The organism is Streptomyces sp. NBC_00259, assembly GCF_036181745.1.
Taxonomy (GTDB): Bacteria; Actinomycetota; Actinomycetes; order Streptomycetales; family Streptomycetaceae; genus Streptomyces; species Streptomyces pratisoli.
Window position 1 is genome coordinate 738,487 of record NZ_CP108080.1, and the last position, 11,827, is coordinate 750,313.

16 protein-coding genes are annotated in these 11,827 nt (G+C 70.0%); 8 read left to right on the forward strand and 8 right to left on the reverse strand.

What is annotated here, in order from left to right; genetic code table 11:
• Position 1: 1 nt before the first annotated feature.
• Both OG766_RS03205 and OG766_RS03210 read right to left on the reverse strand, forming a co-directional pair.
• On the reverse strand, positions 2 to 472 hold the full coding sequence (locus tag OG766_RS03205) for an ArsI/CadI family heavy metal resistance metalloenzyme (protein WP_266376551.1): 471 nt from the start codon (positions 470 to 472) through the stop codon (positions 2 to 4).
• Between the two features lie 28 nt (positions 473 to 500).
• A complete protein-coding gene (locus OG766_RS03210) occupies positions 501 to 1,871 on the reverse strand; it encodes an FAD-dependent oxidoreductase (RefSeq protein WP_328727419.1) in 1,371 nt (456 codons plus the stop codon).
• 121 nt (positions 1,872 to 1,992) lie between these two features.
• Here OG766_RS03210 and OG766_RS03215 point away from each other — a divergent pair, with 121 nt between their 5' ends.
• The 3 genes from OG766_RS03215 to OG766_RS03225 are packed head-to-tail and all read left to right on the forward strand — an operon-like array spanning position 1,993 to position 3,473.
• The gene (locus tag OG766_RS03215; RefSeq protein ID WP_328724509.1) at positions 1,993 to 2,316 is read left to right on the forward strand and encodes an NAD(P)-binding domain-containing protein; all 324 of its coding nucleotides are present in this window, start codon (positions 1,993 to 1,995) and stop codon (positions 2,314 to 2,316) included.
• 30 nt (positions 2,317 to 2,346) lie between these two features.
• Complete coding sequence (locus tag OG766_RS03220; protein ID WP_328724510.1) at positions 2,347 to 3,177, forward strand: NAD(P)-binding domain-containing protein; 831 nt, start codon at positions 2,347 to 2,349, stop codon at positions 3,175 to 3,177.
• On the forward strand, positions 3,102 to 3,473 hold the full coding sequence (locus tag OG766_RS03225; RefSeq protein WP_328724511.1) for an ArsR/SmtB family transcription factor: 372 nt from the start codon (positions 3,102 to 3,104) through the stop codon (positions 3,471 to 3,473). The genes OG766_RS03220 and OG766_RS03225 overlap by 76 nt, the downstream gene beginning before the upstream one ends.
• Positions 3,474 to 3,514: 41 nt before the next feature.
• Here OG766_RS03225 and OG766_RS03230 read toward each other — a convergent pair whose 3' ends face one another.
• Positions 3,515 to 4,651, reverse strand: coding sequence for an MFS transporter (locus tag OG766_RS03230; protein ID WP_328724512.1), 1,137 nt, complete (start codon positions 4,649 to 4,651; stop codon positions 3,515 to 3,517).
• On the reverse strand, positions 4,648 to 5,004 hold the full coding sequence (locus OG766_RS03235; RefSeq protein WP_328724513.1) for an ArsR/SmtB family transcription factor: 357 nt from the start codon (positions 5,002 to 5,004) through the stop codon (positions 4,648 to 4,650). Before OG766_RS03235 ends, OG766_RS03230 begins: the two co-directional genes overlap by 4 nt.
• A gap of 252 nt (positions 5,005 to 5,256) precedes the next feature.
• On the opposite strand from OG766_RS03235, the gene pstS reads away from it, so the two are divergent.
• Positions 5,257 to 6,402, forward strand: coding sequence for a phosphate ABC transporter substrate-binding protein PstS (gene pstS / locus OG766_RS03240; RefSeq protein WP_328724514.1), 1,146 nt, complete (start codon positions 5,257 to 5,259; stop codon positions 6,400 to 6,402).
• A 12-nt stretch (positions 6,403 to 6,414) separates the two neighbouring features.
• On the opposite strand, the gene OG766_RS03245 is transcribed toward pstS, so the two are convergent.
• The 3 genes from OG766_RS03245 to OG766_RS03255 form a co-directional block, all read right to left on the reverse strand.
• Positions 6,415 to 7,473 carry an ArsO family NAD(P)H-dependent flavin-containing monooxygenase gene (locus OG766_RS03245; protein ID WP_328724515.1) on the reverse strand — a complete coding sequence of 353 codons (1,059 nt, stop codon included), beginning with the start codon at positions 7,471 to 7,473 and terminating at the stop codon, positions 6,415 to 6,417.
• Complete coding sequence (locus OG766_RS03250) at positions 7,470 to 8,237, reverse strand: aquaporin (protein WP_266378310.1); 768 nt, start codon at positions 8,235 to 8,237, stop codon at positions 7,470 to 7,472. The genes OG766_RS03245 and OG766_RS03250 overlap by 4 nt, the downstream gene beginning before the upstream one ends.
• 97 nt (positions 8,238 to 8,334) lie before the next feature.
• The gene (locus OG766_RS03255) at positions 8,335 to 8,649 is read right to left on the reverse strand and encodes an ArsR/SmtB family transcription factor (RefSeq protein WP_266376533.1); all 315 of its coding nucleotides are present in this window, start codon (positions 8,647 to 8,649) and stop codon (positions 8,335 to 8,337) included.
• Positions 8,650 to 8,742: 93 nt separating this feature from the next.
• Here OG766_RS03255 and OG766_RS03260 point away from each other — a divergent pair, with 93 nt between their 5' ends.
• Genes OG766_RS03260 through trxA form a run of 3 tightly spaced genes read left to right on the forward strand, consistent with a single transcriptional unit; the run spans position 8,743 to position 10,513 of the window.
• Entirely contained in the window at positions 8,743 to 9,165 is a 423-nt protein-coding gene (locus tag OG766_RS03260; RefSeq protein WP_266376530.1) for an arsenate reductase ArsC, read from the forward strand.
• The gene (gene trxB / locus OG766_RS03265) at positions 9,162 to 10,160 is read left to right on the forward strand and encodes a thioredoxin-disulfide reductase (protein WP_266376527.1); all 999 of its coding nucleotides are present in this window, start codon (positions 9,162 to 9,164) and stop codon (positions 10,158 to 10,160) included. The genes OG766_RS03260 and trxB overlap by 4 nt, the downstream gene beginning before the upstream one ends.
• Positions 10,161 to 10,189: 29 nt before the next feature.
• Positions 10,190 to 10,513 (forward strand): thioredoxin, encoded by a 324-nt coding sequence (trxA, locus tag OG766_RS03270; protein ID WP_266376524.1) that lies wholly within the window; start codon positions 10,190 to 10,192, stop codon positions 10,511 to 10,513.
• Positions 10,514 to 10,581: 68 nt separating this feature from the next.
• Here trxA and OG766_RS03275 read toward each other — a convergent pair whose 3' ends face one another.
• On the reverse strand, positions 10,582 to 10,950 hold the full coding sequence (locus tag OG766_RS03275; RefSeq protein WP_266376521.1) for an ArsR/SmtB family transcription factor: 369 nt from the start codon (positions 10,948 to 10,950) through the stop codon (positions 10,582 to 10,584).
• A gap of 165 nt (positions 10,951 to 11,115) precedes the next feature.
• Between OG766_RS03275 and OG766_RS03280 the strand changes: the two genes are divergently transcribed.
• Positions 11,116 to 11,805, forward strand: coding sequence for an arsenate-mycothiol transferase ArsC (locus tag OG766_RS03280; RefSeq protein WP_328724516.1), 690 nt, complete (start codon positions 11,116 to 11,118; stop codon positions 11,803 to 11,805).
• The last annotated feature ends 22 nt before the right edge of the window (positions 11,806 to 11,827 follow it).

An 11,827-nucleotide genomic window follows, 5' to 3' on the forward strand; every position in this document is an offset into this window, starting at 1 on the left:
ATCAGCAGCAGCCCGCCGTCATCGGTTCGTCTGCGCCGGAGCCTGTGGAGGCCGGATCGCCGCAGCGACAGGTGCTTCCCTGCTGCTTGTTGAGCGTGTCTGCGTCGGCCTTGACTACGTAGACCTCCCATGGTTCCTGGCCGGGGCCGTGGACCCAGACCTTGTCCTGGAGGGCGTAGCAGCAGGTGGTGTCGTTCTCCTCGGTGGTGGCCAGGCCCGCCTCGGCGAGGCGGCTGGTGGCGGCGTGGACGGCGTCGGTGGTGTCGACCTCGACGCCGAGGTGGTCCAGGCGCGTCGCCTCGTCCGCGTCGCTGTCGCCTTCGATGAGGACGAGCTTCAGCGGGGGCTCGGCGATGGCGAAGTTGGCGTAGCCGTCGCGGCGCTTGGCGGGCTCGGTGCCGAAGAGCTTGGTGTAGAAGGCCACTGACGCGTCGAGGTCGGGGACGCGGAGGGCGAGCTGTACGCGGGACATGGTGTACCTCCTTGCGTGGGTACGGGGTTCAGCAGCCGCCCGATGCGGCTGCCGGGGCGCCGATGCCGATCTGGAGCGTGCTGGGCGCGGCGCAGCAGCCGCCGCCGTCGCCGGCCTGGGCGGCCTCGGGCTCGTCGAAGAGTCCGGCACCGCCGCACACGCCCGTCTCCGGGAGGGTCAGCTCCACACGCTCGGCGGCCTCCTGGTCGCCGGCGAGTGCGGCGGCGATGGAGCGGACCTGCTCGTAGCCGGTCATGGCGAGGAACGTCGGGGCGCGGCCGTAGGACTTCATGCCGACGAGGTAGACGTCCTTCTCCGGGTGGGAGAGCGCGTTGACCCCGTGGGGGTAGACGGTGCCGCAGGAGTGGACGTTCGGGTCGATCAGCGGTGCCAGCTCGACGGGGGCCTGGAGGCGCTCGTCGAGACCGAGGCGCAGCTCGGAGACGAAGGAGAGGTCGGGCCGGAAGCCGGTGAGGACGATGATCTCGTCGACTGCGTCCAGGCGGCGTCCGTCCTCGGCCACCAGCACCAGCCGCCCGTCGACATTGCGCTCGACTGCCTCGGTACGGAAGCCGGTGACGGTGTCGGCGTATCCGTTCTCGACGGCGGCCTTGGCGGCGAGGCCCAGTGCGCCGCGGGCGGGGAGCTGGTCGGCTTCGCCGCCGCCGAAGGTGGATCCGCCGATGCCGCGCCGCAGGATCCACACGGCGTGCGTGTCCGGGGTGTCCTTGGCGAGGTCGGCCAGGTAGGCGAGGGCGGTGAAGGCGGAGGCGCCGGAGCCGATGACGGCGGTGCGCTTGCCCGCGTAGCGCGCCCTGACGGCCGGGGCCTTGAGGTTCGGGACGCGGTAGGAGATGCGGTCGGACGCGGTGCGCTCGCCGAGAGCCGGGAGGCCGTCGCCGCCGATGGGGCTGGGGGTGGCCCAGGTGCCGGAGGCGTCGATGACCGCGCGGGCGGTGATCCGCTCCTCGGTGCCGTCGGCGCCGAGGTTGTGCACGGTGAAGGGCTGCTGCTCGCGGTCGGCGTCCACAACACGGTCGCGGCCGAGGCGGGAGACGCCAGTGACACGGGCGCCGAAGCGGACCTTGTCGCCAAGGACGTCGGCCAGCGGCTGGAGGTAATGCTCCGCCCAGTCGCCGCCGGTCGGGTAGGTCGCACCGTCCGGGCTGACCCAGCCGGTGGGGGCCAGGAGCTTCTCGGCGGCCGGGTCGACCACCTCGGCCCAGGTGGAAAAGAGCCGCACGTGGCTCCACTCACGCACAGCGGCACCTGCGGCGTCACCGGCCTCCAGAACCAGGGGTTCCAGGCCCCGCTCAACGAGGTGTGCGGCAGCGGCCAGGCCGATCGGGCCGGCCCCGATGACCACGATGGGCAGGGCTTCGGTGGACACCTCGGTGATCGGCTCAGTCACGGTGACTCCCCAGTCTGTTTCGACATCTGTCGATGGCTTGCGGTTGCAGCATGACACCTGCTTCGATGAACGTCAACATAGACATTAGTCGAAACAGGTGATGCGTGTGATGGAACGCCTCGATGTCGCGATCATCGGCGGCGGGCAGTCCGGCCTCGCCGCCGCACATGCCGTGCGTCAGCAGGGCTTGGCCCCGGTGGTCCTGGAAGCCTCCGCAAAGCCGTGCGGTTCCTGGCCGCACTACTACGACAGCCTCACGCTCTCCTCTCCCGCGAGGTACAGCTCCCTGCCGGGCCTGCCCTTCGGTGGCGACCCCGACCGGTATCCGCACCGGGACGAGGTGGTCGCCCACTTGCAGCGGTACGCGGACCGCCTGGACGCCGGGATCCGCACCGGGCATCGCGTGACCGATGCCCGGGCAAGGACGGACTGATTCCTGCTGACCCTGGGTGACGGCTCCCAGATGTCCGCTCGCGCAGTCGTGGCGGCCACCGGCAGCTTCGGCCGGCCGAACCGGCCGACCCTGCCCGGACTGGACTCCTTCACCGGGACCCTCCTCCATGCCACGGAGTACCGGGCGCCCGAGCCCTTCGCCCGGCAGCGGGTCGTGGTCGTCGGCGCCGGCAACTCGGCCGTGCAGGTCGCCACCGAACTCGCCACGCGTGCCCGCGTCAGCCTGACCAGCCGGGCCCCGGTCGCTTGGCTCAAACAGCACCCCCTGGGCGGCAAAGACCTGCCCTTCTGGCTGAAGGTCACCGGGCTGGACATCGCCCCGCTCGGCCGCTTCCAGCGCGATCCGGCCACCATGCCCGTCATCGACGACGGCCGATACCGGGCGGCGCTCGTCGCGGGTGCGCCGGATCGGCGCCCGATGTTCACCGGCATCAGCGGGCCCAAGGTGACCTGGCGGGACGGCACCGTCGAGCACGTCGACGCGATCGTCCTGGCCACCGGCTACAAGCCCGACCTCGGCTACCTCGCACCCCTGGGCGCACTCGACGGGACGGGCGCCCCCGTCACCGCGACGGCATCTCGGTCACTCACCCCAGGCTCGCGTACGTGGGGCTGGAGTGGCAGCGGAGCCTGTCCTCCGCCTCGCTGCGTGGCGTGGGCCGCGACGCCCAGCGCATCACACGCCGCCTCGCCGCGCACCTCGCCCGGTCGTAGCGGACGCCGCGACCCCTGGGCGCTTGGTTCGACATGTGTCAACATAGACGTATGTCGAATGTGGATGTGCTGCCGCTGGTGGGATCCGAGGCTCCCGAGGCCGCGGTGCCCTGCTGCCCGCCGCTGACCGAGCGCCCGCTGACAGCGGAGGAAGCCGTACGGGCGGCCGCGATGTTCAAGGCGCTGGGCGACCCGGTCCGGCTGCGTTTGTTCTCCCTCGTCGCCGCGCACGAGGGCGGCGAGGCGTGCGTCTGCGACATCTCCGACGTCGGCGTCTCCCAGCCCACCGTCTCCCACCACCTCAAGAAGCTGAAGGAAGCCGGCCTGCTCGCCTCGGAGCGGCGGGGCACCTGGGTGTACTACCGGGTCGAACCGTCCGTCCTGGCCGCGATGGGCCAGATGCTGCGGCACTACGGCGCCTGACCGTTCCCGACGACACGTTGCGCCGCCTTGCTCGGGCATGGTCATGTCCGACCGGGTCTGCCGAGGGTGAGCGGGACTGCCAGCGCGGCGACGGCGACGACGCCCGCGACCGCCACGTATCCGTAAGCATCGGCGACCGGGCCGCCCAGCGCCGGGGCGGCCAGGTAGCCGAGGATCCCGATCTGCGACCACAGCACCATCGCCGTGACGATGCGCTGTGCGGGCACGGCGTCCAGCAGCAGTCCGATCGACCCCGTGTTCGCCATGCCGATGCCCACCCCGGCCACAGCCAGCGCACCGATCCACACCAGCACTGACTCCCCGGCTCCGGCGGCGGCGATTCCGGCGACAACCGGCACAGTGGCGGCCGTCAGCGCCCGGCGGGGAGTCAGCCGGGCGGCCAGCGTGGCAGCCACCGCGACGAGTACCGACGTCGCCGCATACAGCACGCCGATCTGGGACTGGGTGAGCCTGGTCCCGAAGTGCAGCGGCAAAACCCCTTCGACGGTGCCAAGGGCCAGGACCGCCAAGACGATCCCGGCGCCGGCCGCCCAGAAGCCGCGCGAGCGCAGGGCGCGGCGGTCCGCAGTGAGCGCCCCGGCGTAGGACGGCGGCCGCAGCACGACGACCGGGAGGGCGGCGGCCAGGACCAGCACCAGGTAGGCGGCGAACGGGCCGCGTACCCCTTGGACGGCACCGAGGAGCGGACCCAGCAGGCCGCCTGCGGAGTACGCGGCGAAGACCCGGCTCGTGCAGAGGTACTCCTGGCCGGGCCATGCCGCCAGCGTGGTGAAGGTGATACCGAGCCACAGGCAGCCCGACCCCACTCCCATGACAAGGCGGGCCACGACGAACACGGCGAGCTCCGTGCCCAGGATGAAGCCGAGACAGCCTGCGGCGACGAGGAGCAGTCCGCCGGTGATCACCGCGGCGGAGGTCATGCGCCGCACCGCGCGGCCGCCCGCCGCGAATCCGGCGATCATCCCCAGCGGGAAGGCGGCTACCAGGATCCCCATCTCCGTGGCGCCGGACCCGGTCTGCTGCGCCAGAGCCGGCAGGACGGGCGCGATCAGGCTGTAGCCGGACGCATCCAGCACACCCAGCGTCAGCAGGAGTGCGTAGACCGCGCTCGAACGCGTCCCGGACAGCTGTCCTTGAGGCGCGGCTGGCGCCTTCACCGTCCCCTGCTCCTCAAATCGCTCCCTCCGACGCGGCCGTCCGAAAGGGGTGCCGGTCTGCCCATCACGACATCAGCGGCCGACGGAAACGCCTGCACGCATTCGTCGTTGAGCCGGTAGCGGCTGTAAGTACCCTCGCGCTCCACCAGCACGAAGCCGACCTCGGCCAGGCCCTTCAGATGGTGCGACACCGTCGACTGGCCCATACCCACGGCGTCCACAATCTGGCCGACGCTCATCGGCGCACCGCGACGGGCCAGCAGCGTCACGATCTGAATGCGCGTGGGATCCGCAAGCGCCTTGAACCAGCTGGCGTACTGCTCGGCCTCATCCCGCTCCAGAAACTCATTCATCGATTATCGACGATAATAGATGAAGTGGGGAAGTCAAACCCGCCGAGCCCTTCAAGCGGCGACCGAGACAGCACGTGCCGCCCTGAGGCCGGCGATGCGACACCAACTGTTCGCCCGAGGTTTGCCCTCCAATCCCGTATATCGCTGAGCATCTATATGCCTGGCGTAGGGGTGCCGGTGCATCGCTCTGTCCGGCGTCCCACGCTTCAGCAACGGTGGCCGCGGGCCATCTCCGGAGACCAGGAGTGCAGCGTGCAGCATCGACGCACGGACCGCAGACGCTTCCTACCGATCGGAGCGGCGCTGGCTGCGGCCGTGTGTGCGGTGACGGGCGCGGTGGTGATCGTGATCGGCGAGTTCGGTGGTTCGCCCGATGGCAGCGATCGCGCCGACACTCTTCCGCCACCGGCCCGGATCGCCTGCGCCAAGGAGGGAAAGGTGCCCGGCTCCGGATCCACGGCGCAGCAGAACGCGATGGAGCGATGGATCCAGGAGTACGAGCGGGCGTGCCCGCCGGTGCGGATCGCGTACAACCCTCTCGGCTCGGGCGCCGGCGTCGCCCAGTTCATGCGGCAGGCGACATCCTTCGGCGGCACCGACGGCGCACTGAAGCCCGAGGACATCGAGTTGTCGAGAAGAGTGTGCCGCGGGGGCAAGGCGATCGATCTGCCGATGGTCGGCGGTCCGATCGCCATCGGCTACAACCTCCAGGGCCTGGACGATCTGGTCCTCGATGCCGGGACCCTCGCGAAGATCTTCGACTCGGAGATCACCAAGTGGTCCGATCCGGCGATCCGGGAGCTCAACCCGGGGATCAAGCTGCCCGATCTGGCGATCCAGGCGGTCCACCGCTCCGACAACTCCGGCACGACACAGAACCTCAACGCGTACCTGAACGGGGCGGCGCCGGACCAGTGGCCGTACGCGAAGGAGAAGACCTGGCAGGGCAAGGGCGGTCACTCCGCGGCCGGTTCCGATGGTGTGGCGGGCGCGGTGCGCAACACCGAAGGGACGATCGGCTACTTCGAGCTGTCCTTCGCCTCCAAGCTGAAGATCCCGACCGTGCGGATCGACACGGGAGCGGCCAAGCCCGTCGAGGCCACCCCGGAGACCGCATCGGCCGGCATCGCCAGCGCCAAGCTCGTGGGCAAGGGCGATGACGTGACGCTGGAGTTCGACTACGCGACCCAGGCCGAAGGCGCGTACCCGATCGTCCTGGTCACGTACGAGATCGTCTGCGACACGGGCAACCAGCCCGAGATGCTGCCCGCACTGAAGTCCTTCCTCACCTATACGGCGAGCGAGGAAGGCCAGAAAATCCTGCCGAGCATTCACTACGCACCGCTGCCTGAGAACGTCGCCACGCGGGTGCGGAAGGTCATCGCCACACTGTCCTGAGACGTGCCGTCCTCAGCTCCGCAGCAGTTCCGCGACAGCGCGGGCGGCGTCGCGCGCGGGGCGGCCGACGCCGATGAGGGTCGCCGAGGCGGGGCCGGTCCAGTCGCCGTAGCCGAGGAGGTGCAGCCTCGGTTCCTGCAAAGCCCTGGTGCCGATGGTGGGAATGCGACCGCGCGCGCCGCGCAGGCCCAGCGGTGCCAGGTGCGAGAGGGCGGGTCGGAAGCCGGTGCACCAGATGACGGCATCGGCCTCGACTCGCGCACCGTCGGCCCACTCGGCCCCGCTGGTCGTGAGACGGGTGAACATCGTTGAGGCGGTGAGGAGTCCGGCATCGCGTGCTTCGCGTACGGGCGGTACGGCGACGATGTCGCCCAGGGATGCCACGCCGCCGGTGTCGGCCCGGCCTGCGTCGAGGGCTCGGCGGCGTGCGGTCGCGACGTCGAAGAGCACACGGCCGTCGACGTCGTCCGGCAGGAAGCGCGGCGGACGCTGGGTCGCCCACGTCACGTGCGCGTGGCCGGTGAGGTCAGCGGCGATCTGGGCGCCGGAGTTTCCGCCGCCGACGACGATCACGCGCTGCCCGGCGAGGTCCTGCGGATTGCGGTAGTCGACGGTGTGGAGCTGGGTGCCTGCAAAGGCCGTACGGCCCGGGACGGCCGGCAGGAAGGGGCGTGACCAGGTGCCGGTCGCGCTGACGACGGCGTGGGCGCGCCACGTACCCGTATCGGCCTCGATGTGCAGGAACGGCCCGTCGCGGTGGACCGCCTGGACCTCAGCGCCGTGGTGCACGGGAAGTTCGTACCGCTTCTCATAGTCGGCGAGGTAGTCGACGACGTGCCGGGCATCGGGGTACGTCGCACCCTCCTGCGGCGGCATGAGCCGGCCGGGCAGGGAGGAGAAGGCCGCCGGGGAGAACAGGCGCAACGAGTCCCAGGTGTGCTGCCAGGCGCCGCCCGGAGTGGACCGGGCGTCCAGAATGACGAAGTCCACACCGAGGCGGCGAAGGTGGAAACCGGCGGCGAGCCCGGATTGCCCGCCGCCGATCACCACGACGTCCGCCTGCTGGGTCATCCGGTGGGCTGCGCCTCGGCCGTGCGGCCGCGCATGAAGATGACCGCCACCAGCGCCAGCCCCACCACGCCTCCGGCGAGTTGGGCGACGATGAAGCCGGGGACGGAGGCGGGAGCGATGCCCGCGAAGGTGTCGGTGAAGGCGCGGCCGATCGTCACCGCCGGGTTGGCGAAGGACGTGGACGAGGTGAACCAGTAGGCCGCGCCGATGTACGAGGCGACCGCGACCGGCGCGAAGCGGAGCCGGTCGGTCCTGGCCAGACCGAAGATCAGCAGGATGAGTCCGGCGGTGGCGACCAACTCGCCCAGCAGCAGGTTCCCGGCGGAGCGGTCGTGCGTGGACCACTTCACCAGCGGCTCGCCGAACATCGCGTCGGCCAGGACGGCACCCGCGATCGCCCCGGCGATCTGCGCGGGTACGTACACGGCCGCATCCCGCGCTGTGACGCCGTCACCGCCGCGGCGGGTCGTCCACCACTCCGCCAGTGTGACAACGGGGTTGAAGTGCGCACCGGAGACCGGCCCGAGCAGGGCGATCAGCACGCCGAGCCCGAAGACCGTGGCGATCGAGTTGGCCAGGAGCTGGAGCCCGACGTCCTGCGTCAGCTCGGTGGCCTGGATGCCGGAGCCGACCACGACGGCGACCAGCGCGGCGGTGCCGACCAGTTCGGCGGCTGCGCGTGCGACCAGCGGCGAGCCGGGAGGCGTGGCCTCTGGCACGGGCTGAGGCCCGGATGACGTGACTGTGGCGGAATCCGCCGTTATCTGGACAGCGGTTTCGGGGGCAGCGGCCTCGGTGGCGCTCAACAGAACTCCTTGATGCGGGCAGTCGCGACGATGATGCTGATCAGGTACGCGGTGATCAGGGGCAGGACCGCTTGATGTTCGCTTCGGCGCTGGCTCGCGCGGTCTGCGCGAGCTGGGTGAACTGGCCGGCGAGCGCGTCGATGACCTCGGGACGCAGCCGGTAGTACGTGAAGCGCCCGCATGGCTCCGTCTCCACCACGCCCGCCTCGCGCAGCACGCGCAGATGGTTGGAGAGGTTCGTCTGCTTGGCGCCGGTCTCCTCCACCAGATGGCTGGTGCAGAGGGTCTCGTGCGCGAGCAGGGTCACGATCTGGAGCCTGAGCGGGTCAGCCAGTACCCGGATCAGCTCAGTGTCGACTGACGTCATCATGGACTGATACTCTCACATCAGTGGCGGATGACACCACCAGGTGCTGATGTCACGTGTGCCTGATTTCTCCTTGAGACAAGAGAGACCCCTGAGATGGCCGAGAAGCCCTCCGTCCTGTTCGTCTGTGTCCACAACGCCGGCCGCTCCCAGATGGCCGCCGGGTGGCTCACCCACCTGGCCGGCGACCGCATCGAGGTCCGCTCCGCGGGCTCCACCCCGGCCGACCAGGTCAACCCCGCCGCGGTCGAGGCCATGCGCGAGGTCGGTGTCGACATCTCCGCCGAGACCCCGAAGATCCTCACGATCGACGCGGTCAAGGAGTCCGACGTCTGCATCACGATGGGCTGCGGCGACACCTGCCCGGTCTTCCCCGGCAAGCGGTACCTGGACTGGCCCCTGGAGGACCCGGCGGGCCAGGGCGTCGAGGCCGTACGGCCGATCCGCGACGAGATCAAGAAGCTGGTCGAGGGCCTGATCGAGGAGCTCGCCCCGGAGAAGCCGGAGCAGTCCGCATGAGCGAGCAGGCCGCGACCGACGAGGTCCGGGACGTCATCGTCATAGGCTCCGGCCCGGCCGGCTACACCGCTGCCCTCTACACCGCCCGCGCGCAGCTCAAGCCGCTCGTGTTCGGCGGTGCGATCTTCGTCGGCGGCTCCCTGACCACGACCACCGAGGTCGAGAACTTCCCCGGCTTCCCCGAGGGCGTCGACGGACCCGTGCTCATGGAGAACATGCGAGCTCAGGCGGAACGCTTCGGCGCGGAGATCGTCGAGGACGACGTCACCGCCGTTGACCTCACCGGGGACATCAAGGAGGTCACGGATTCCGCGGGGACCGTGCACCGCGCGAAGGCCGTGATCGTCGCCACCGGCTCCGGCTATCGCAAGCTCGGCCTGCCGAACGAGGACGCGCTGTCCGGCCGGGGCGTGTCCTGGTGCGCCACCTGCGACGGGTTCTTCTTCCGTGACCGCGACATCGTCGTGGTCGGCGGCGGCGACACCGCCATGGAGGAAGCCACCTTCCTCACCCGCTTCGCCCGCTCGGTCACCGTCGTCCACCGCCGCTCCACCCTGCGCGCCTCCCAGGTGATGCAGAACCGCGCCTTCGCCGACGACAAGATCTCCTTCGCCTTCGACAGTGAGATCGCCGAGATCCACGAAGAGAACGGCATGCTCTGCGGCCTCACGCTGCGCGACACGTTCAGCGGAGAGACCCGGAAGCTCGCGGCCACCGGCCTGTTCATCGCCATCGGCCACGACCCGCGCACCGAACTGTTCAAGGGCCAGCTGGATCTGGACGGTGAGGGCTACTTGAAGGTCGACGCACCGTCGACCCGTACGAACATCCCCGGCGTCTTCGCCGCCGGAGACGTCGTCGACCACACCTACCGCCAGGCCATCACCGCCGCCGGAACCGGCTGCCAGGCCGCGCTCGACGCGGAGCGGTACCTCGCCGCCCTGGCGCACGACGACAAGCCCGCCGCACCGGAGTTGGCTCCGGTCACCACCTGATTCACACCTGCGGAGAGGAGGCGCCACGCATGGCCCTCAAGAGCGTGACGGACGACTCGTTCGAGGCGGACGTCCTGGGCAGCGAGAAGCCGGTCCTGGTCGACTTCTGGGCACCGTGGTGCGGCCCGTGCCGCCAGCTGGCGCCGTCGCTGGAAGCGATCGCGGCCGACCACGGCGACACGATCGAGATCGTCAAGCTCAACATCGACGAGAACCCCGCAACGGCTCTCAAGTACGGCGTGATGTCGGTCCCGACGATGAACCTCTACGTCGGCGGCGAGGTCACCAAGAGCATCATCGGCGCCAAGCCGAAGGCCGCTGTCGAGCGCGAACTCGACGGCATCATCGGCTGATGACACACACCCCGCGTGCGGCGGGGATGCGCCGAGGCATCCTCGCCGGACGGCGTTGAAGGACAAGGTCAGACGGTCGCCGGGTCGAGGATGTCGCGTACCCGGCGCAGGCCCTCCGTGTTCACCGAGTACCAGACCCAGGTGCCGCGGCGGTCGCGGTTCAGCAGCCCGGCCTCGGTCATGAGCTTCAAATGGTGGCTGACGGTCGGCTGGCGGAGCCCCAGGCAGTCGGTCAGATCGCAGACACACGCCTCGCCGCCGGGCGCCCGCTCGATCAGCCTCAGCAGCTGGAGCCGGGTGGGGTCGGCTATGGCCTTCAGCATGACGGCGAGCCGCTCGGCTTCCGCGCGGTCGATCAGCAGGCAGGACAGCCCTGGACCGCAGCTCTCCGCCTTCTCCACCGCCGTCTCCGCTGCGCCGTATGTAGTGATAGCCATCTATTCACCATACGAGCTGTCCGAGTACCCGCCGGGTGCTCGAAGGCCCATCCGAGCAGTTGTTTACCAAGGGTTCACCTTTCTTCCAGCCTGGCCAGAAAATAGATATCCACCTATTATCCGAGGTGAGCGCAGGGCTATTCCCTGCTTGGGAAGGGGCGGCTCATGGACGAGCGGAACGCGCTGGGTCCGGCGACGCCCCAGCTGCGCGACATCGACGCGGTGGTCGAGCGGATCACCCGGCGGCTGCGCACGCGGTTCGGGCACGTCTTCTCGCAGGAAACGGTCGAGTCGTACGTCGACGACTGCGCACTGCTCCTGAGATGCCGAGCACGGCTGGGCACCCACCTTCCCGTACTCATCGAACGCTTCGCCGACCAGCGCCTCGGCGCCCTCGCCACGGCGTCCGGGCTGAGTCCGAAGCCCGTCCCGGAAGTGCTCTTCGTCTGCACGGAGAACGCCGGCCGCTCCCAGCTCGCCGCCGCGCTCATGCACCGGCGGGCCGGAGGATCGGTCGTGGTGCGATCGGCCGGGTCCGAACCGGGACTCGACATCTCGCCCGTCGTACGGGCACTGCTCGCCGATCTGGGGCTCGACGTGGGCGGCGAGTTCCCCAAGCCCATCACGCCCGAAGTGGTGGCCGCCGCCGACGTGGTGATCACTTTGGGCTGCGGGGATGCCTGCCCCGTGCTGCCCGGCCGCCGCTATGTGAACTGGGACCTCCCGGATCTCTCCGGCCTGGACCTGGAAACCGCCCGCGCCGTACGCGACACTCTGGACACGCGGATCGCCGATCTGGTCCGGGAGTTGACCGAAGCCCGGTCGGTAGCCGGTGATTCGGGGATTGGTCGTTAGCCGTAGTTCCGCCTTGCTCGAC